17 protein-coding genes are annotated in these 19,551 nt (G+C 64.1%); 12 read left to right on the forward strand and 5 right to left on the reverse strand.

Features of this window, described 5'->3' with window-relative positions:
* Positions 1-4: 4 nt before the first annotated feature.
* Genes CH295_RS06590 through CH295_RS06610 form a run of 5 tightly spaced genes read right to left on the reverse strand, consistent with a single transcriptional unit; the run spans position 5 to position 5,946 of the window.
* Positions 5-1,267, reverse strand: coding sequence for an acyltransferase family protein (locus CH295_RS06590; protein WP_094740308.1), 1,263 nt, complete (start codon positions 1,265-1,267; stop codon positions 5-7).
* Positions 1,268-1,284: 17 nt separating this feature from the next.
* Positions 1,285-2,529: a lipase family protein gene (locus CH295_RS06595; protein WP_094740127.1), complete on the reverse strand. Its 1,245-nt coding sequence runs from the start codon at positions 2,527-2,529 to the stop codon at positions 1,285-1,287.
* Positions 2,526-3,227, reverse strand: a complete 702-nt coding sequence (locus CH295_RS06600; RefSeq protein WP_094740128.1) for a YveK family protein — start codon at positions 3,225-3,227, stop codon at positions 2,526-2,528. The genes CH295_RS06595 and CH295_RS06600 overlap by 4 nt, the downstream gene beginning before the upstream one ends.
* A complete protein-coding gene (locus CH295_RS06605; protein ID WP_094740129.1) occupies positions 3,224-4,468 on the reverse strand; it encodes an alpha/beta hydrolase family protein in 1,245 nt (414 codons plus the stop codon). The genes CH295_RS06600 and CH295_RS06605 overlap by 4 nt, the downstream gene beginning before the upstream one ends.
* 5 nt (positions 4,469-4,473) lie before the next feature.
* Positions 4,474-5,946: a tyrosine-protein kinase domain-containing protein gene (locus tag CH295_RS06610; protein WP_094740130.1), complete on the reverse strand. Its 1,473-nt coding sequence runs from the start codon at positions 5,944-5,946 to the stop codon at positions 4,474-4,476.
* A 93-nt stretch (positions 5,947-6,039) separates the two neighbouring features.
* Between CH295_RS06610 and CH295_RS06615 the strand changes: the two genes are divergently transcribed.
* The 12 genes from CH295_RS06615 (at position 6,040) to CH295_RS06670 (ending at position 19,508) form a co-directional block, all read left to right on the forward strand.
* Positions 6,040-7,479, forward strand: coding sequence for an O-antigen ligase family protein (locus CH295_RS06615; protein ID WP_252341933.1), 1,440 nt, complete (start codon positions 6,040-6,042; stop codon positions 7,477-7,479).
* Between the two features lie 141 nt (positions 7,480-7,620).
* On the forward strand, positions 7,621-9,111 hold the full coding sequence (locus tag CH295_RS06620; RefSeq protein WP_252341934.1) for a cellulase family glycosylhydrolase: 1,491 nt from the start codon (positions 7,621-7,623) through the stop codon (positions 9,109-9,111).
* A 431-nt stretch (positions 9,112-9,542) separates the two neighbouring features.
* On the forward strand, positions 9,543-10,676 hold the full coding sequence (locus tag CH295_RS06625; protein ID WP_094740131.1) for a glycosyltransferase: 1,134 nt from the start codon (positions 9,543-9,545) through the stop codon (positions 10,674-10,676).
* Positions 10,673-11,668 (forward strand): GDP-mannose 4,6-dehydratase, encoded by a 996-nt coding sequence (locus CH295_RS06630; RefSeq protein WP_094740132.1) that lies wholly within the window; start codon positions 10,673-10,675, stop codon positions 11,666-11,668. Before CH295_RS06625 ends, CH295_RS06630 begins: the two co-directional genes overlap by 4 nt.
* Positions 11,665-12,639 carry a GDP-mannose 4,6-dehydratase gene (locus CH295_RS06635; protein WP_094740133.1) on the forward strand — a complete coding sequence of 325 codons (975 nt, stop codon included), beginning with the start codon at positions 11,665-11,667 and terminating at the stop codon, positions 12,637-12,639. Before CH295_RS06630 ends, CH295_RS06635 begins: the two co-directional genes overlap by 4 nt.
* On the forward strand, positions 12,636-13,241 hold the full coding sequence (locus CH295_RS06640; RefSeq protein ID WP_094635325.1) for an acyltransferase: 606 nt from the start codon (positions 12,636-12,638) through the stop codon (positions 13,239-13,241). Before CH295_RS06635 ends, CH295_RS06640 begins: the two co-directional genes overlap by 4 nt.
* Positions 13,241-14,311, forward strand: a complete 1,071-nt coding sequence (locus tag CH295_RS06645) for a glycosyltransferase (protein ID WP_252341935.1) — start codon at positions 13,241-13,243, stop codon at positions 14,309-14,311. The genes CH295_RS06640 and CH295_RS06645 overlap by 1 nt, the downstream gene beginning before the upstream one ends.
* Positions 14,308-15,453, forward strand: coding sequence for a polysaccharide biosynthesis C-terminal domain-containing protein (locus CH295_RS06650; RefSeq protein WP_094740134.1), 1,146 nt, complete (start codon positions 14,308-14,310; stop codon positions 15,451-15,453). The genes CH295_RS06645 and CH295_RS06650 overlap by 4 nt, the downstream gene beginning before the upstream one ends.
* Positions 15,450-16,565 (forward strand): glycosyltransferase, encoded by a 1,116-nt coding sequence (locus CH295_RS06655; protein WP_094740135.1) that lies wholly within the window; start codon positions 15,450-15,452, stop codon positions 16,563-16,565. The genes CH295_RS06650 and CH295_RS06655 overlap by 4 nt, the downstream gene beginning before the upstream one ends.
* A gap of 5 nt (positions 16,566-16,570) precedes the next feature.
* Positions 16,571-17,599, forward strand: a complete 1,029-nt coding sequence (locus tag CH295_RS06660; protein WP_094740311.1) for a glycoside hydrolase family protein — start codon at positions 16,571-16,573, stop codon at positions 17,597-17,599.
* A gap of 96 nt (positions 17,600-17,695) precedes the next feature.
* On the forward strand, positions 17,696-18,715 hold the full coding sequence (locus CH295_RS06665; protein ID WP_094740136.1) for a hypothetical protein: 1,020 nt from the start codon (positions 17,696-17,698) through the stop codon (positions 18,713-18,715).
* A 130-nt stretch (positions 18,716-18,845) separates the two neighbouring features.
* Positions 18,846-19,508: a TetR/AcrR family transcriptional regulator gene (locus CH295_RS06670; RefSeq protein WP_094740137.1), complete on the forward strand. Its 663-nt coding sequence runs from the start codon at positions 18,846-18,848 to the stop codon at positions 19,506-19,508.
* Positions 19,509-19,551 lie beyond the last annotated feature (43 nt).

Below are 19,551 nucleotides of genomic sequence, written 5' to 3' on the forward strand. Positions count from 1 at the left end.
GAACCTATTTGCTCGCCTTGAATCTACGGGCGTACGTCAACGACGGCTTCTCGATGAAGCGGTACGTCACCGCTCCGAATGCGATGCTCACCGCGCTCACCAGCACGAAATTCCGTAGCAGCCCCAACGGGCTGTCGCCTGCCATCCATCCGAAGCGCCCCAACATGATCAGGATGGGAAAGTGCCACAGGTAGACGCTGAGCGAGATCATGCCCACGTAGCTCAGCGGTGCCCAATCGGCCCGTTCGGCGAACTTCGACCGCTCACCGCGTGCCAGCGGCACGATGATGAACAGAATGAGCAATGCCGATCCGAAAGACACGGTGGAGGTCTGCCAGCGCGAATTGATATCGATCAGCATCAGTGAGATCACCGCGGTGGGAATCATCGCGATGCCCGTCCACCACCGCAGCCGGGTCACGATCGCGCCCTTCAGCAGTCCGTTGTCGATCGCGACGAACACCACCGCTGCCAGCATCCCGTACGTGAAATTGTCTGCGAGCGACCAGAAGCTACGACTGAGCACCGCGATCTCGTTGGGTCCCCATTCCAGCAGTTTCGGATCGGTGATGCCCGACGGCCCCACGCGCGAGGCGGTGTAGAGCTTTCCGGTGATTCCGATGACGAACATGATCACCACCGGAATCAACGCCAACACCGGTGCCGAGATGGTCGTACGCTTGCGCAGGAAGAACGCGATGCTCGTCAGCAGCGGTAGCGCGATGTAGAACGCGAACTCCAGCGACAACGACCACGACGGATTGATCCCGGTCTGGATCATGCTCGGAATGTAGGTGTGCACCAGCGTCAAATTGGCCACCAGCGTCAACGGATCGGTGAGGATGCCCAGACCGTTGTCGGTGAAATGCTGTTCGGCCACAGCGGCGTTCTCCACGAACACCGCACGCATCACGTAGTTGGCGAACAAGAAGATGAACAGGTACGCCGGAAACACCCGCAGCAGTCGATGCATCACGTAGCTGACGTTGTTCGGCATCGGTTTGCCGGCGAACAGTTTTCGTACCATCGGGAGGAAGATCAGGAAGCCCGACAGCGCGAAGAAGAAGATCAACCCCTGTCCCAGCACCCCGAGCTTGTAGGTCAGGACGGTCTGCGGCGAATAGTGTCCGCCGACGTGCACGGCGAGCACGCACAGGCAGGCGAACCCGCGGGGGCCGTCGAGCCCGACGATGCGGGCAGGTCGCTTGGTACCGGCATCGGCGACCGCGGTGGCGGCGGTCGCAGTGCTGTCGGGTGTGGCGGTCATGGGTACCTTCTGAAGGGTCATAACGCAGGAGGCGGGCAGAAGCTGATGGCCTCGGTACCGGCGAACCGGTCTTCGAGCCATCCGAACGCAGCAGCACCGTCGATGTCTGCGTGACCGGAATTCGGTTGGAGCACAGATTGAATCGTGTCGCCGCTTGCGCAGCCGGCCGCGATGGCGGCCTCGGTCCACGACTGCGAGATCAACGTGTCCTTGCCGCCGTAGAGAACCAGCATCGGTGCGGCGGCCGGAGACATCGGCAAGCTCATCTGCCGCAGGTACTCCGCGAGCTTCGCCGTCGCCTCGGGGGTTGCCGGACGCAGATCGTCGTCGCTGATCTGCGCCGCCAGGGACGTGCGGTCGGCAGCGAGGGCGCCGCCACACGCCGAGAGCTCGTCCCACTTCTCGGCGACGATGCCTCTGCTGTAGTCGTCCAGGTCCAGCTCGGGGTGAGACTGGGCCAAGCCCACCAGAACCCACTGCAGCAGTGGCTTCTGATCGTCGGTGAGCGTGCCGTTCGCGGCGGCCTCCGCCAGACCGACCATATCGGCCGCCGGTACCAAACTCACCGAGCCGACCAAGTCGAGGCCCTCGCCGTAGCTGCTCGCGAGTTCGTTTGCGGCCCACGAAGCCTGACCGCCCTGGGACCCACCGAACGCCGCCCACTTGGTGGACGCCTCGGGTATGAGCTTGCGGGCGGCCCGCACAGAGTCGATGAGGTTGTTGCCGACGGTACGGGCGTCGAGATAGGGATGGTAGGAACCCTCCAGCCCCAGTCCTTGATAGTCCGACACCGTGACGACGTTCCCGGAGCGCACCAGCGCGGCGACGATCTGCGAGCTGCCGAGCAGTTCGGGATCGGTCGACGGTGCGCAGTCCTCGAGCACGCCGGTGGTGCCGTGGCCGTACGCGATGATCGGCCAACCACCCTCGGGCGGTGTGCCTTCCGGTGCGAAGATCGTGCCCGAGACGCGCTGCGGTGACCCGTCCACGCCCGAGGTGGACGAGTAGACCACCCGAGCGGCGACCGAGGAGACAGCGCTGACCCGGCGATCGATGGTCAGCAATTGCTGTGCACTCTCGAGCGAACCGGGGCCCGCTTCACCGTAATCGGCGTCGAGCGTCGCACCGAACGCTGCGGATTGCGACACCGAGTACGGGTCGGCAGGCGGATCGTCGGAGGAACACCCCGACGTCGCCAGGATCACGGCCAGTGCGCAGGCACCGCTCGCTCGGCTTGCGCGGCTCGTTCGCGACAGTGTCATCGGACCCCCTCCACAGCAGACGTCCGCTTGGCAGCGGTCGCCTGCTTCACGATGTTCTCTACTTGATCGCGATGGTCGATCGAGTCGCGTGCAATTCCGAATGCCAGAACCAGCACACTGCTCAGGATCGTGCCCATCACTCCCCCCAGAATCATGTTGCTCGTCGGCTTGGGTGTCGTGACTTGATCGGGAGTGGTGGCCGCATCGACAAGCGTCACTGCCGACACCGCTCCGTTGGCACCCAGATCGATTTCACCGACGAGCTTGATGAGCTGCACTGCAACAGAATTGGCAATGTCTCGAGCCTGCTCGGCCTCGGAGTTCACCACCGAGATCTCGATCAAGGCCGAGCCCGGAGTGGGCACCACCGTGATGTCGTTCTTCAGCGCCTCCGGTTCGACCGCCAACCCCTGCGAGGCGATGACGCGTCGCAACACCTGCTCCCCGGTGGCCAACTGAACATACGTCTCGACGCGAACCAGTGACCCGCGATTGCCGTCGAGCGAATTCTTGGGCGACGTGGGACCGGGCGCGGTGACGAACACCCGAGACGCTGCGGTGTACGTCGGCTCGACCAACTGCGTCGCCAACCACCCGGCTGCAGCCGACAGTATCGCCGCGGCGAGAATCAATGCCCAGCCGGACAACAGAATACGGCCGTAGTCCTTGAGGGTCGGCACACCCGTGGGGGCGATCATCGATTCAGCTCGCACGTGTTCACCGGTCGTTGACCGGCGAACATGCCCTTGACCCACGGCAGCGATCGACTGCTGTCCAGATTGCCGTGTCCCTCACCCTGATGCAACTCGTACTCGACGAGATCTCCGGAATCACAGGCGCGCTGCAACGCCTTCTCGGTCCACGGTTCGAGAATCAGATCGTCCTCGCTGCCGTACATCACCAACAGTGGTGTCGTCGAACGCTGCTGCGGCAGAGCCATATCCGCCAGGTAACCGCGCAGACGATCCGTCGCTTCGATGCTGACGGGCGTCAGGTCCGCAGCTTGCAGACCCGCCAAGAGCCCCGGCACGTCGTCGGACTTCGGCGGTACGCACTCCATGAAGTCGTCCCACCGCTCCCGAGCCAACCCGGATCGGTAGTCGTCGAGGTTCATCTCGGGATGACTGATCGCCAACGTGTGCAGCGCGTACATCAGCAGCGGGTACTGGGCCCGCGTCAGTGTCTGATTCGCGGCAGCATCGGCCAGGCCGGACATGTCCGACACCGGCACCATCGCCGCGGTGCCCACCAGCTCGAGCCCGCCGCCGTACTCGGCGTTGCGGTCGCTTGCCGCCCAGGCCGCCATGCCGCCGAGCGAGACACCGTAGGCGGCCCAACGCGAACTGAGGGTGGGCATGAAGTTCCTGGCCGCACGGACTGCGTCGATCATGTTGTAGCCGAACGTCTTCGAGTCCAGGTACGGGTGATACGAGCCACCGAGCCCGAGCCCCTGGTAGTCGGTCATGGCAACGGCGAAGCCGTTGAGCACCAGCGCCGCCACGATGGGGGCACTGCCGAGAAGGTTGGCGTACCTCGACGGCCCACACGCCTCGAGCACACCCGTCGTACCGTGACCGTAGGACACCACCGGCCAGCCACCCTCGGGCGCGGTGCCACCCGGGATCACCACGGTGCCCGATACCTCCGTCGCCTCCCCGGTGACTCCCGACGTAGATCGGTACACCACACGAGTCGCGGTAGCCCCCAACTCGGTGACGTCTGCTGCGATGTCCTCGATCGGCTCGGCCGAGATCAACGAACCCGGCTCGGTACCACCGACATTGGACGGCGGCGGCGGCTCCGACGTCGCCGGAGAGGCCGTGACGGGAGCCGTCTGCGCGCCGGGCGGCAGCACGATCGGAGCCTGCTGCGAGCAGGAGATCGACACCACGGCTGCGGTCACCAGGACGCCGACTCGGACCGTCCACCCACCTGACATAGGAGCTATCCTCTGCTCGCCGAGGACGTCGCAGAGTCGTTCTTCGCCGGCTTCGGCCTGACGGCCGCGGCGTGGGCGGGTCCGGATGGAGCTGCTTGCACGGACGGGACAGTGGAACTCTCTGCAGCAGCCGACGTTTCACTGGAGTCGTCCGCCGCGGAGCTGCCACCGAGGAGGCGTCGGGCCGCGGGTTCGAAGGTGGTCACCACTCCCAGCACGGTGCCGCCGACGCCGTCGATTGCCTTGATCGCACGTCGCAGCTTGTCACGCGTGGTGCGACCGGTACGGGCGAGAACTACTGTGCCGTCGGACAATGCAGTGAGAATCGCACCGTCGGTGACATCGAGCAGAGGCGGGGTGTCGACGATGACGTAGCGGTAGTGGCCGCGCAGCGCTGTCAGGACCTCCTGAGCGCGGTCCGATCCGAGCAACTCACTCGGGTTCGGCGGCACCGGCCCCGCAGGAAGCACCGACACACCGTCGAACACATCGTTCTGGATGGCATCGTCCACGCTGTGCTCGCCGGAGAGGACGGTGGACAAGCCGCTGTTCTGCTCGATGCCCAAGCGGGTGCCCAGGGTGGCGCTTCGCAAGTCGCCGCCGACGAGCAGCACCGTGTGCCCGGCCTCGGCGAGAACGGCGGAGAGGTCGATGGCGGTACCGGTACGTCCTTCGCCCGAGGCCGCGCTGGTGATGGTGATGACACGCGGCGGCGAGCCGCCACCGAGGAAGCGAATGTTGGTGCGCAGGATGCGCAGTGGTTCACCCATCGTCGCCATCGACGCGACCGGCACGGTGGGACGCGTCGCATCCACCGGGAGACCACCGAGTACAACACGGCCCGAGACGTCCTCGGCGCGTGGACGATCGCGGATGGAGCGATCCATCAGACCGCGAAGCAACGCGAGGGCGAGGCCGACGACAAAGCCGACAGCGCCGCCGAGACCGAGGGCGACGAACAGACCCATCCCGATCGGTGCCGTCGGAACGTCACCCTGATCGACGATGGTGGCACCGGCCGCGGGGTTGCCGCCGCGCTGGGACGTTTCGAGTTCCTGCACCACCTGCGTCAGCTGCCCGGCGACTGCGTTGGTCAACGCCTGGGCGACTGCGGGATCGGCATCGGTGGCACACAGGTCGAGCAACACCGTCTTCTCGATCGGCGTCGCAGTGATCCTGGACCGCAGTTCCGCCGCGGACTCCTGCAGCTGCAACTGATCGACGGCTCGCTGTGCAACCTGTGTGCTGGTGGCCAACCCGGCGTAGGAGGACACGCGTTCCTGCGAGAAGAGATTGTTCTGGTACGCCTCACCGACGGAACTGCCGCCTTCGGTGGTGACGAACAAACGAGCACACGCTTGGTACTGAGGCGTCGTGAAGAACGTGTAGGCATACCCCCCGGCGACACCGATGGCCGTCGCGAGAGCGACGATCCACCAACCCGCGCGAAGGATCCGCCAATACTCTCGAATCTCCACGAATGCTCCTATCGAATAACCGACGGTCAAGGGCAAAGAATAAAGCGCAGCGAAGGATTCGGCACGGCGTACATGTTGCGAGTAGGTGAAAGCGTGACAACATCAGAACCCATGAGCATCACGCAGCGGGTCGGATGGGTCGCCATCGTGGCAATCCCCGTTCTCGTTACATTCGCCATGATCGTCGGCGGAACTCCAGCGAAATTGGGGGCATTCGCCCTCGTCGCGCTGACCGTGGGGGCGTACATCGGCCTACGTCATCCGCTGTATTTGACTCGCGCTCTTGCCTTTTGCTTGGGGGCGCTCCCGTTCGGCTACGTACCGGGCACTCCCGCGCCGTTGGTCTTCACCTTCGCCGTCGCGACCATCTTCGCCACTGTGATTCACCGCACAGCAGTGAGCCGCATCACATGGCCTGAAACGACCGTCATTGCGCTCATCGTTCTGTCTGCACTGTCGGTCGTCGTCATGGCAACCGGACTCGGTGATTTCTTCGAATTCGGTAAATGGCTCATATCCACTCTTGTGGTGGTGTGCCTGTTGCGAATGCCGCGGGACGAAATGGCAATGTTCGGCAGGATCTACGTCTACGCGGCGTCGGCCGCCGCTGCGTTCGCGTTGCTGATCTTCGTCGGCGATCCCGCGGGCAAACTCATTCGCTACCTATCGATTCTGGGATACGGCACCGAGGAGGAGAGCACGCGGTTCGTCTACAGCCCCACCGGAGCCACCTCGGTTCGCCTGGCAGGGACGTACATCGACCCCAACGCCGCCGGAATCGGCTTCGTCCTCGCGCTGATGCTGTGCATCCTGCTGTTGCGGGGATACCTGCGTACCGCTCTCGGAGCTCTGCTGTTCCTGTCGATCGTGCTGACGCTGTCGCGAGCGGCCCTGTTCTCGGTGGTGTTCGGCGTAGTACTGATGTTCGCGTTCCAACAGCTGCGGACCAGGGAACGCCTGGCGATCGTCGGCGCATTCGTAGTGGCCTTCATCGGAGCGCTCGCAGTACCCAGCGTGCGCAGCCGCGTCTTCTCGTCCTTCGGCAACGAGGACGCAGGCTCGAGCGCACGCGGCGATGCACTGGCCGAATTCCCCGGCCACATGCAAGGCCACTGGCTGTTCGGCCTCGGTTGGGGCCGGCCCGAATTCGTCGATCCCGCCACCGCGTTCGAGGTGAACTTCGTCGCCAACTCGCCACTGTTGACCGTCTACCGCGGCGGCATTTTCACCGGCCTCGCCTTCATCGCAATTCTCGTTGCCGGTGCCGTCGTGGGCTACCGGATGCTGCGATCGGGACGCTGGGAACTCGGCTTCTACGGCGGCACTTTCATCGGCTTCTCGGTGGTCGCGCTGCAACTCGACTTTCCCGTCGTCAGCAATCCCTCCACCACGACAGCATTTTCCGTGATGCTCGCATTCGTCGTCTACGCGTGGGAAAAGACGTCGGAAACCAAGCCCGACGGCGACAACGTCGAGGGTACGAAAACGAAAAGCTTGCTTTCGGCCGGAGGTTCTCGACCAGCAGTTTCATAATTATCGGTCCGCTTTTTGTGATTTGTACAAAAGCGCGCTCGAGGTGCAATGATTCCCGCACCGGCCCGTCGAATGTTGGTACGGACCCCCTGGTGGAGAGAATTGAAGATGGTTCACTTTCGCGGTGGCTTTCGCGCAGTAATGTCAGCGACAACCGTTTTGATCGTCGCTGCCGGGCTCTCGTTCGGAGTCACGTCCGTCATCACTTCACCCGATCACCTCATCGGCCCGTCACGCGCCGACGCGGCCCCCAATCCACCCGGCGTCGGCATTTCCGACGGCGGCGGATTGCTGTGGGCCTCCGACGCGGAGTTGGACACCACCGTGCAATTCATGACGGCAATGGGCACCACATCGATGCGCATCGCCATTCCGTGGTCCACCGTCGAGTACACCCAGAATCAGCTGGACTGGACGGCCGTCGATCGGGTCGTGAACAAGCTTCGAGCAGCGAACATCTCGATGCTGGGCATCATCGCGTACACCCCGCCGTGGGCGACCTCCCCGGTGAACCAACCCATCAACACCCGCCCGGCATCACCTGCGGCGTTCGGTGACTTCGCAGGCAAGGTCGCCGCCCGCTACAAGGGCAAGGTTGCCGACTACGAGATCTGGAACGAGCCCAACGGGTCGATGTTCTACGGGCCGCAGCCCGACGCGGCCGGCTACACCGCCCTGCTCAAGGCCGCTTACCCCAAGATCAAGGCAGCCGACTCGGCCGCAACGGTCGTCGGCGGTGTCCTCGGCGCAGCCGAACAGGGATGGGGCATCGTCAATCCCGTCGACTTCACCAACCAGATGTATGCGGCAGGTGCTGCAGGCAGTTTCGACGCCCTCTCCTACCACCCGTATCAATACTCACTGAAGTTCTCCGAGGGCCCCTACGTCGAGCATTCACCGGCCCGGCAGGTCATGGACATGCGCGCGGCCATGGTCGCCAACGGCGACGGCAGCAAGAAGATCTGGGCCACCGAGTACGGCGTTCCCACCTCCGCGGTGTCGGGAGATCAGCAGAACGCGATGATCACCGACTTCATCCAGAAGTGGCGCGAGCTGCCGTACACCGGGCCGATCTTCCTCTACACGATGCGCGACAAGGCAACCGGCAGCAATGATCCGGAAGACACGTTCGGCCTGCTCGAGAGCAACTGGGGTGCCAAACCGGCTCTGTGGGGCCTGATGAGCCTGCTGCAGAACAACATCCCGCGCACTGCCGAGTACAACCGATTCGCTGCTGCTCCGAACAACTCCGGAGCGGTACTGGGACCGGTGTTCCCCGTTCGCGATACGTGGGCGCAGTACCGCCAGGACGCGGTTCTCTACGAGATGCCCACCGGTTTCGTTGCCGTTCCCCGCGCCGTGGCCGAATCGATCCGCGCCACCGGATTTCTCCCGACCACGCCGTTCAACGGCACCTACCAGGACTTCGACAGTCCCTTCGGCCTACGTGTGTTCTCCACCGCCGTCGGTGGTACCCACAACATCGGTGGCGGCATCTACAGCGCCTGGGATCCCACCCTGGGGCCCGCAACGAGCGACGAGATGCCGCAGTACGGCGGCGGCGTACGGGTGACGTTCCAGTACGGCGCGATCACCTGGACACCGTATGTCGGAGCGACCGTCACCCGCTGAATTCAATCGATCAGCTGATCGATAATTCACAAACCGCACGCCCCTTTTCATTGGGTTCAGTGCGCCCATTTCCCGGTGCCATCATTGCGGCCACGTTAACTCTGCGCAAAGGCGCGGTTTCGTTTTATCGATCAATTATTTTGCGTTGTGAACCACCTCACTTTGCGCTATCTATTTCCTCCGCAAACGGATATTCATATAGCGCGAACGAATGACTCTTCGTGGCAGGATTATGTCCAGTGTTCGCACGTCTCGTCGGGGGACGCCTTGAAATCGACGCTCTTGTCGTGCACCGTCGCACGCCGGAGCGTCATCTGGCGTTTCGGGATGCCCTAGCTCCACTCGAGTACGGACCGACACGATGGGTAGCTCATGAAGACGGATAGTGTTGTGTCACAGCTGGTTACATCCACAGTAGTTCGGGCGGCAATATGACCGACGGCCTCCGCGTCGCGATTGCGCACGACTATCTCACCCAACGAGGCGGTGCCGAGAAGGTCGTCCTCGCCATGGCCCGCGCCTTCCCCGACGCCCCCATCCACACCACGCTCTTCGAGCCGTCGACGACGTTCCCCGAATTCTCCGAACTCGACGTTCGCCCGTCGGCACTGAACCGGGTCGGTTTCCTGCGCAAGAACCATCGCGCCGCACTTCCACTGCTGCCCTTCGCGTCCTCGTCCATCGAGATCGACGCCGATGTGGTGCTCACCAGCACCAGCGGCTGGGCCCACGGTTTCCACACCTCCGGCCGCAAGCTCGTCTACTGCTATTCACCTGCGCGTTGGTTGTACGAGTCGCAGATGTATCTGGGCGAGAGCCGTAGCCCAGCCAAACGTATTGCGCTCAAGTCGCTCTCGTGGCCGCTGCGCCGCTGGGACCGGCGAGCGGCACTGTCGGCGGATCGCTACCTCGCCATCTCCACCGTGATACAGCAGCGCATCACCGACGCATACGGCATCCGGTCGACGGTGGTGCCTGCCCCGTTCACCGTCGAGGCCGCGCCGCCGGAGTCGATCCCCGAGGCCGCCACCTGGCTCGACGACGCCGGCTACTACCTCTGTATCTCCAGACTGCTGCCGTACAAGAACGTCGACAAGGTCATGGCCGCATTCGCCGGCACCGACCGCAAGTTGATCGTCGTCGGCCGCGGACCCGAGGCCGACCGGTTGCGAAAGCTGAAGTCCGACAACGTTCTCATGCTCAGCGATCTGACGTCGGGACAGATGACCTGGCTCTACCGGGGGTGTAACGGTTTGATCGCCGCGAGCTATGAAGATTACGGATTGACCCCCATCGAAGCGGGTTACCACGGCAAGCCCAGCGCCGTGCTCCGCTGGGGCGGTTTTCTCGACACAGTCGAGGAAGGCGTGTCAGGGGTGTACTTCGATCAGCCACAACCGGATTCGATTCGTGACGCGGTCACCGCTCTCGAACGGATGGCCTGGGAGCCACTGAAGATTCAGGCGCACGTGGAGCAGTTCAGCGAGGAACGCTTCGCTGCCGAACTCATTTCCGCAGTATCCGAGATCAATGCAGAACGAATCGAGAGGACGGCGTCGCGATGACCAAGCGCGCTTTGATCACCGGCATCACCGGACAGGACGGCCTCTATCTCGCCGAGCTGCTGCTCAGCAAGGGGTACAAAGTGTTCGGTCTGCTTCGCGGACAGAACAATCCGAAAGCTCCGATGCTGGAGCGAGTACTACCCCAGGTCGAAATTCTGCACGGGGATCTTCTCGATCTGTCCGCGCTGATGCGTGCGTTCGCCGTGGCCGACCCCGACGAGGTCTACAACCTCGGAGCCGTCTCCTTCGTGGCGTACTCCTGGGAGAACGCCCGCCTCACCACCGACGTCACCGGCGGCGGAGTGCTGAACATGCTCGAATCGACGCGGCTGTACGAGCAGGTGGCGGGCAAGCAGGTTCGCTTCTACCAGGCATCCAGCTCGGAGATGTTCGGCAAGGTGCAGCAGGTACCCCAGCGCGAGGACACACTGCTCTGGCCCCGATCGCCGTACGGTGTCGCCAAGGTCTACGGCCACTACATGACCATCAACTACCGCGAGTCCTACGGCATGCACGCCAGCTCCGGGATTCTGTTCAATCATGAATCACCCCGGCGTGGACCGGAATTCGTCACCCGAAAGGTCTCCCAGGCCGTCGCGCGGATCGCACTCGGTCTGCAGAGCGAGATCTCGCTGGGCAATCTCGACGCCAAGCGCGACTGGGGTTTCGCCGGCGACTACGTCGAAGCCATGTACCTGATGCTGCAACAGGACGAGGCCGACGACTACGTCATCTCCACCGGTGAGACCCACTCGATTCGCGAACTCCTCGACCACGCGTTCGCTGCCGTCGACATCGACGACTGGGAGCCCTACGTCAAGATCGATCCACGCTTCCTGCGGCCCGCCGAAGTGGACCTACTCGTCGGCGACTCGTCGAAAGCCCAAGCAGCTCTTGGTTGGAAGCCCAAGGTCGCCTTCCCCGAACTGGTGGCCATGATGGTGCGCAACGACCTCGCCGAACAGTCCCCCGACACAGTCAAGATCGCGTGAACGCCGGGCCACACCCAACCGCCTTGATCACCGGAGTGGCAGGCCAGGACGGCAGCTACCTCGCCGAACTGCTACTCGGCCGCGGCTGGGCAGTGCACGGCGTCTCCAAGCCCGGTGACGATGGCGACTCGATCGACGCGCTCGTCGCACGACACGAGGTGGATCTGAGCGAGACCGGTACGGTACAGGGTCTGGTCCGAGAGATCGAGCCCGACTACGTCTTTCACCTCGCCGGCATCTCCTCGGTGTGGCGATCGTGGAACGACCCGGTACTGACCACCAGGGTCAACGGCGTCTCTGCAGCGGCGTTGCTCGACGCCTGCTTCACCCACCAGGAGGCGTCGGGAAAGCGGATCGTGATGATCAATGCATCGAGTGCCGAGATCTTCGCCGGATCCGGTGTCTCGCTGCAGAGCGAGGCGACCCGGATCGCACCCACATCGCCGTACGGTGCATCGAAGGCGCTCAGTCACCACATGGTCGATGTGTATCGATCACGAGGGCTCGAAGCAACCAATGCCATTCTCTACAACCACGAGTCACCGCGGCGACCGGATTCCTTCGTCACTCGCAAGATCAGCAAGGCCGCGGTCGCCATCTCGCGTGGACGCCAGTCCACGCTCGAACTCGGCAACCTCACGGCGGTGCGCGATTGGGGCTGGGCTCCGGACTATGTGCAGGCGATGGCAGCGATGGCCGAGTACGGCAAGGGCGACAATTTTGTCGTCGCAACCGGGCAGGCCCACAGCGTCGCCGACTTCGTGGCCGCCGCCTTCGAGGCGGTGGGCATCGACGACTGGCGTGAGTACGTGCGCAGCGACTCCGAGATGCTCAGACCCACCGATTCGGCGAGAATGGTCGGCGACGCCTCCAAGGCCCGCAACGTGTTGGGCTGGGAACCGACGAAGACGTTCGATCAGGTGGTCCGCGCAATGATCGAGTTCGACATGACGGAGGAGATTGCAGCATGACAGCGGTGGAAAAGCCCGAGAACGAGCTCTACGACGTGTCGAACTACAAGATGCAGGACATCACGTTCAAGCGGAAGCTGCGCAATCGCATCGGCACCCTCGGCTTCAACATGATCGTGACCTACATTCCGTCGCACTGGATTCGGCAGAACTTCCTGCGCGCCTTCGGTGCGACGATCGGCAAGGACACCTCGATCTTCCGCGGCACCACCATCCTCGATCCCGAGGGCCTCACCATCGGTGACGCCTGCGCCATCGGGTTCCGGTGCATGCTCGACGCCCGCGGCGGAATCACCATCGGCAGCAACGTCGTCATCGCCAGCGACACCCACATCATCGGCGGGTACCACGATCACAACTCCCCCGAATTCACACCGATCCTCGAGCCCTGCGTCATCGGCGATTACGTGTGGATCGCCAGTCGCAGCACCCTTCTCAGCGGTGTGACCCTCGGCCGCGGTGCCGTCGTCGGTGGTTGCTCGATGGTGCGCGCAGATGTCGGCGAACTCGAGGTGGTGGCCGGTGTACCTGCGAAGGTGCGAGCGATGCGTGACCCCAAGGCACTCGCCTACCGCCCCAAGTATCGGCCGCTGTTCTACTGATGATCCTGCGTGACTGCCGACTCGTCTACGTCGCCCCCCGATCCGGGGTGGGCGGCGTGGGCGACTATGCCGACGACTTCGCCGACGCCGTTCGGCCACACTTCGCCGAGGTGATCGAGTATCGCCACGAGGGACCAGGATCGCACTCGGTGCGCGATATTCTGCGTCACCGCAGAGCAATTCAAGAACTCGTCGACTCGGATCCGGGCCGCGTCATCGTGCACTGCGAACTCAGCGGCGGCTCGGTGATGCCGTTCTGGGCAACCGCCCGACTCACCGGCGACCTGGTTGTCACCGCGACGGTGCACGACCCGCCAGGACTCGTCTGGTGGCCCGCACGAACCAAATTCCTCGCGGGCAAGAAAGTGCTCAATCACGGCCTGCACTACCCGCTTCGGTCGGGATGGCGGGCCCTCGAACGCCGGATTGCCGGTAGCCGAACGCTGTTCGCGCTGACCCGCTCCGGTGCCGACTCACTCGCGCGCGAGTATCCAGACGCCACCGCCAAGGCCAGTGCCCTCTTCGTTCCCGCGCGCCCCGACATCACTCCCGCCGAGGAGCGACCCCTTGCGGTCGGACTCTTCGGATTGGTCTATCGCGGCAAAGGTTTCGATCAGATCCAGCAGCTCCGCGACAGCCTGCCCCGCGACATCGCGATCCGCATCGCCGGCCGGGGAACCGAACTGCTCGACCCCGTCGACGGTGTGGACATTCTCGGCGAGGTGAACGGACCGGACGAGGACGCCTTCTTCGCCTCCATCCGCGCACTCGTCCTGCCCTACGGCAAACGGAGTGTGTACGGAGATGCATTCCCCGCGTCCTCGGTCGTGACGCGGGCAATCGCGTATCAGACTCCGGTGACCTGCCTGAAGGTCGGCGCACTCGCCGAGTCCGACAGCGGAGCCCTGGTGGTCGACGGAGGTGTCGCCGAACTTGCCGACGCCACCGCCGACCTCATCACCGATCCGATTGCGCTGGGCAAACTTCGACGTGAGGTCGAGGCGCTGCGCATCTCTCACACCGCAGACCTCGTCGTCGAGGACTTCGTCTCCGTGTGGGCGGCTCAATGAACGCCAATCTGCTGAAGGCCGGAATTGCTGCTCTGTGGACCTACGGCGGCCGCGGCATCGGCCTGCTGTGGACCATCGCGCTGATCGCCAAGTTGGGGATCTCCGACTACGGCCAGTATGCGATGGCCTTCGCCCTCGCCGCGATCATCGCAGCACCGCTGGATCACCCCTTCACCGTGCGTTCGATTCGTGTGAGCGAACGAGAGTTTCTGAGTGAGCGCACTACTCGCATGCTCGCCGGTGCAGTTCTCATCGTCGGCGGCCTGTGCCTGGTACAGGTCAACTACATCGCCTGGTTCGCCCTGGTTATCGGCGGCGGCGAGCTGGCGTTCAATGCCTACAAGAGCAGGGCACTGCGCGACGGCCGCCCCGACCTCACCCAGCGATTGGACACAACACGCCAGGCCACGTCCATCGCGCTCGCGACGGCGTACCTGTTCGCCGTTCCCGATGCCACGCTGACCGTTGCCAGCCTGCTCTATGCCGCACCGTATTTCGTCATCGCGGTGATGGCCGCGGTGCGGACGCGCGGCGCAGCGCCGAGTGTCCCCGGATCCTGGCGCGAGATGTCGATGCTGTTCTCGGAGAACCTCGCCAACGCGGTCTACATCCAAGGCGACGTGTTGCTGCTCGGTTTCCTCACCGACTCCACGATTGCCGGTTACTACTCCGTCGCTGCAGTGACGGCCTGGGCGGTGGCCTTCATCGGTCAGGCATTCGGCAACACCTTCCACGAGAAGCTGCGCGCCGCAGACGGACTCGTCAGCGCCGGACCGGCCTTGAAGCACACCGCGGTGCTCGGCTGCGCCGCCGGCTCATTGCTGTTGGTAGCCGGTCTCCTGCTCTTCCTGACGCCTGCGTCCCCACAGATCGCGGGTGCACTCGTGGTGATGTCGTTGTTCGTGGTGATGCGAGTGATGAACCACGTGTTCACCACGGTGCTCTACCTGCAGCACCGCGACCGCACCCGCGTGCTGGCAGCAGCGACGCTGGCACCGCTGAAAATGGTTCTCGTCCTGTGCCTGTTCCCCTTCGGTGCCGTCGGCGCGGCCGTGGCCTCGGTGGTCACCGACGCCGTACTGCTCGTCTGGTTCATGCGCGCCCTGTACCGCGATGCGGTGAAAGAAGAAGTGACGCAATGAGACGCGCGACCTTCCTGCTGTCCAAAGACCCCGTTACCGAGCACGGCGGCGATATCGCACTGTCTCGCTTGATGATGCAGCTCGCCCGCGAGGCGTTCGAGGTTCGTTCGATCTGCCTGTCCAAGGAGACCGACGTGGCCCCCGACGTGGTGCGCGTCCCCAAGCCCAAGGTGGACGCAGGGTTGCTGATGAAGTCGATGCGGCCGACGCGCTCGGTGGTGCACGGACGCTACGACGTCGACGCCTTCCGCGATGCCATCGACGCGTCCGAATCGGATGTGTATGTGGCCGAACACAGTTACATGGCCGAATCGTTCCTCCGCTCGTCGAAGTTGGGGTCGCCGTTCGCGATCAACACCGTCAACACCGAGTCGCAGGTGTGGAAGGTGACGCGCGGCGTGATCGGCCGTATCGAGGCACCTCGCATCCTGCGCGACGAGATTCGCGTCGCCCGTGCGGCAGACGCCGTCGGGACCTACGATGCCGACGAGGCGCAGATGTACCGGAGCAAGGGTGTGCGCGACGCTCGGTGGATCGACCTCACTCTCGAACCTGCGCCGCAGCTGGACCTGTCCGAGACCGCGAAGCGCTTGGTGTTCATGGGGACTCGTGATTGGCCGCCGAATCAGGAGGCCTTCAAGATCGCGCTCGAATACTGGCCGGCGATCTCTGCGGGCATCGACGGTGCCGAACTGTGCATCATCGGCGCGAAGGCCCCGGGTGCCAAGGATCCCGTCTACCCGGCCGGAGTTCGCGATCTCGGCTTCGTCGACGATCTGCAGGAATTCCTCGGTACGTGCCGAGCGCTGATCGCCCCGGTCGCCACCGGCGGCGGCGTGCGCGTCAAGATCCTCGACGCGGCCAGCAAGGGCCTACCCGTCGTCGGGACCTCGGCGGCCGTCGGATCGCTCGACTCCATCTTCGAGTTGCCCACCTTCGACGACACAGAGCAGTTCGTCGCCGAATGCCGCCGCTACCTGCTCGACCGCACCGCCGCCGTCAAGGCAGGTGAGCGGATCTACGAGCTGAACACCGCCCGCTGGAACGACCGTGTACCCCATTCCACCGTCGAAGCACTGATCAGCGCACCGCTGACGAGCACCTTAGGATGATCGCCATGACCCTCCGCTCCCGTCTGCTCACCGTTGCCGCAGCCGCCGCGATCGCCGTCGGCCTCTCGACGCCCGTTGCGCACGCGGCACCGCCTGCCGGCCTGGGCTTCACTGGCGGCGCACCGTTTCTGACGCTCGACGACGCCACACTGAACAACGAACTCGGTGCCGGACGCGACATCGGTGCATCGTGGGTCCGGGTCGTGGTGAACTGGGCGGCAATCGAGACAGCACCGGGTGTATTCGACTGGGGCAACACCGATCGTGTGATCAACGCGGCGACGGCGCAGGGCTATTCGGTACTGGCCGTGCTGGGTGGAACCCCCGGATGGGCGCAGGGCGGCATCGCCTCACCACTGCCCGGTGCAGTTCCGTTGGATCCCAATGCCTTCGGTGCATTCGCCGGCGCGGCCGCGGCGCACCTCGGTGGGCGCGTCGACCACTACGAGGTGTGGAACGAGCCCAACATCCCCACCTTCTTCGCACCCGTCGACGCCGTCCGGTACACGAACATGCTGCGCGCGGCGTACCCCGCGATCCACAACGCCGACGCCGGAGCCACCGTGCTGAGTGCCGGACTGGCGACCACCATCAACGCCGGTGCCTGGACCGTCGCGCCGGTGACCTTCCTGCAGCAGATGTACGCCGCCGGAGCAGCCGGATTCATGGACGCCGTCGCCATGCACCCCTACACCTTCCCCTTCACCGTCGAGAACGACCCCAACGGTCAATGGGCACAGGTCGATCAGGCCTACGGCACGATGGCGGCCAACGGCGACGGCGGCAAGAAGATCTGGATCACCGAACTCGGCGCACCCACCGGCAACGGTCCCATGGCCGTCACCGAGGATGCACAGGCCGCGATCATCGGCTCCAGCCTGGCCAAGGCGTCGTCGCTGCCCTACGTGGGCCCGGTCTTCGTGCACTCCCTGCGTGACTCGGGCACCGACCCCGCCGACTCCGAACAGAACTACGGACTACTGCGCTCGGACTTCAGCGCCAAGCCGGCATACGACGTGGTTCGGGGTTCGTAGAGCTGAGCAGTTTTTGCTCCACTCCGGCGTTCTCAGTGGAGGAATCCCCACGCCCGAGGCCTCGGGTGGAGCGTTCTGTGCGACTACTCTTCCGACATGAGTCGCGTCGGATCGTGCCTACTCCTGATGGGGCTCGTCGTCGCGACCACATGGGCGTGTAGCAATCTGAACCCGTTTACCGACAGCGTCTCCTATCGGCCCCCGACAGCGAAGGTTGTCTCCTCCCCCGATTGTCTGGCCCTGAACATCTACACGGCTTTGACCGGATTGGGGCCGTGGGATCCAGCGCTGACGTCCGATGCCCCGGAGCCGGGGTACCCGCCGGCGACATTCCAGCCGGTCGCGGTTGTGCGATGCGAGCGAGGTACCGACGAATCCGGCTCGATGACAGTGGATTCGGTACGGCTCGAGGGCAACATCGATGCCGTGGACTCTGCATTCTCAGCGGATTCCGAGCGCTTTCCCGACGGCGTCATGGCGTCGTGCATGTACGCGATGGATCCGCCAGTCGGCCTGTGGTTCGTGAACGACTCCGGCGAGGCGTTCCGTCCCGCATGGCCCGCGAGCCCGTGTGGTTTGCAGAACACGCCGATCGAAGCACTCGCCGATCTCACCGAGGTCTCCCGGTCGTCTCACACGACGGGTTATGACGATCGATACACCACAATGTGCGAATCCAGTCCGTACGTAGGCGGATTCGAGAACACGACACCCGAGGACGTGGCTGCCGCTGTGGAACGCGAACAGTCGTCCGATGGTCCGGTTCCTCCATCATTGGTGACTCCGATAGACGATGTCGACAAACTGCAGTTGTGCACGGTCCCGGCTTCGACGGTCGAATCGCCACCGGACGCCGGCATCTCCGTGGCCGGGTCGCTGACGACGCTGAGCAGAGCGCAGAGCGCATCGGTCATCCGATCCCTTGTGGACGCGCCTTTCGCGCCGGCGTGCAATCAGAGCAGTACCCGCGTCGCGTCGACCGAATTGCGCAGGCCGGACGGCTCGGGCCGCTCCCTCGTATCCTTCGAGCTCGACGGCTGCCGACGGGCAGCGGGATTCGGGTACTACCGGACAATCCCTGCGGACGTCATGTCCACGCTGACATACATCAGATGAGCCCTGCGGCTGTGTCGCGGAATCCCATCGACATGGCGTGCGCTGCCCTACGGGACGAGCACGACTCGGCCCACCTGGAATCGCCCGCATCAGGCATGGAACAACGTTCCAGTTGTGGCAGGATCTGCGCATGACGAACAGGAAGCCGGCATCCGCTCGACGTTCCGATGCTCTGTCGAAACAACGCATCGTGCAGGCAGCGATCGAGACGCTCGATGAGGGTGGCACCGACGCTTTGACGTTTCGCACCCTCGCCGCACGTCTGTCGACAGGCCCCGGAGCGCTGTATCACCACGTCGGCAACAGGGATGATCTGCTCGCGGCATCGGCCGAAACCGTCATGGCATCGGTCTTCGATTCATCGCCCGAGAACGGTGCGGCAGAACCCGGTGTTCGCGGACTGATGATGAGAGTGTTCGACTTGATCACCACGCGACCATGGGTGGCCACGCAACTCTCCGCCGCTCAGTGGCAGCCTGCCGTTTTGCATCTCTTCGACCGCATCGGCACCGAACTCGACGCACACGGAGTTCCGCACAGTGCGCAGTTCGACGCCGCTTCCGTGCTTCTGTTCCACGCGATCGGGGTGGCAAGTCAGCGCGATGCCGGCATGCAACTGGCCGCCACGGTGACGGACCGCTCGGCATTTCTCGACTCCACACGCGTAGCGGTGACGGAAACGGGCGACTATCCGTTCCTCACCCGGATCGCGTCGCAATTCGCCGGCCACGACGACCGAGAGCAGTTTCAGGCCGGTCTCGACATCATCCTGGCGGGCATCGACCGCGGCTGAACCGGCCGAAGTCCACCACGCCCATTTCTGCCCCAGTTGACAT

Origin of the sequence: Rhodococcus sp. 14-2483-1-2, assembly GCF_002259405.1 — a bacterium.
In the GTDB taxonomy this organism is placed as follows: Bacteria; Actinomycetota; Actinomycetes; order Mycobacteriales; family Mycobacteriaceae; genus Rhodococcoides.

Excerpts from the sequence above, each read along its gene's own strand:
- CH295_RS06590 (WP_094740308.1), bottom strand. The coding sequence starts at position 1,267 with ATGACCGCCACACCCGACAGCACTGCGACCGCCGCCACCGCGGTCGCC.
- CH295_RS06595 (WP_094740127.1), bottom strand. The coding sequence starts at position 2,529 with ATGACACTGTCGCGAACGAGCCGCGCAAGCCGAGCGAGCGGTGCCTGC.
- CH295_RS06600 (WP_094740128.1), bottom strand. The coding sequence starts at position 3,227 with ATGATCGCCCCCACGGGTGTGCCGACCCTCAAGGACTACGGCCGTATT.
- CH295_RS06605 (WP_094740129.1), bottom strand. The coding sequence starts at position 4,468 with ATGTCAGGTGGGTGGACGGTCCGAGTCGGCGTCCTGGTGACCGCAGCC.
- CH295_RS06620 (WP_252341934.1), top strand. The coding sequence starts at position 7,621 with ATGTCAGCGACAACCGTTTTGATCGTCGCTGCCGGGCTCTCGTTCGGA.
- CH295_RS06625 (WP_094740131.1), top strand. The coding sequence starts at position 9,543 with ATGACCGACGGCCTCCGCGTCGCGATTGCGCACGACTATCTCACCCAA.
- CH295_RS06630 (WP_094740132.1), top strand. The coding sequence starts at position 10,673 with ATGACCAAGCGCGCTTTGATCACCGGCATCACCGGACAGGACGGCCTC.
- CH295_RS06640 (WP_094635325.1), top strand. The coding sequence starts at position 12,636 with ATGACAGCGGTGGAAAAGCCCGAGAACGAGCTCTACGACGTGTCGAAC.
- CH295_RS06645 (WP_252341935.1), top strand. The coding sequence starts at position 13,241 with ATGATCCTGCGTGACTGCCGACTCGTCTACGTCGCCCCCCGATCCGGG.
- CH295_RS06650 (WP_094740134.1), top strand. The coding sequence starts at position 14,308 with ATGAACGCCAATCTGCTGAAGGCCGGAATTGCTGCTCTGTGGACCTAC.
- CH295_RS06655 (WP_094740135.1), top strand. The coding sequence starts at position 15,450 with ATGAGACGCGCGACCTTCCTGCTGTCCAAAGACCCCGTTACCGAGCAC.
- CH295_RS06660 (WP_094740311.1), top strand. The coding sequence starts at position 16,571 with ATGACCCTCCGCTCCCGTCTGCTCACCGTTGCCGCAGCCGCCGCGATC.
- CH295_RS06665 (WP_094740136.1), top strand. The coding sequence starts at position 17,696 with ATGAGTCGCGTCGGATCGTGCCTACTCCTGATGGGGCTCGTCGTCGCG.
- CH295_RS06670 (WP_094740137.1), top strand. The coding sequence starts at position 18,846 with ATGACGAACAGGAAGCCGGCATCCGCTCGACGTTCCGATGCTCTGTCG.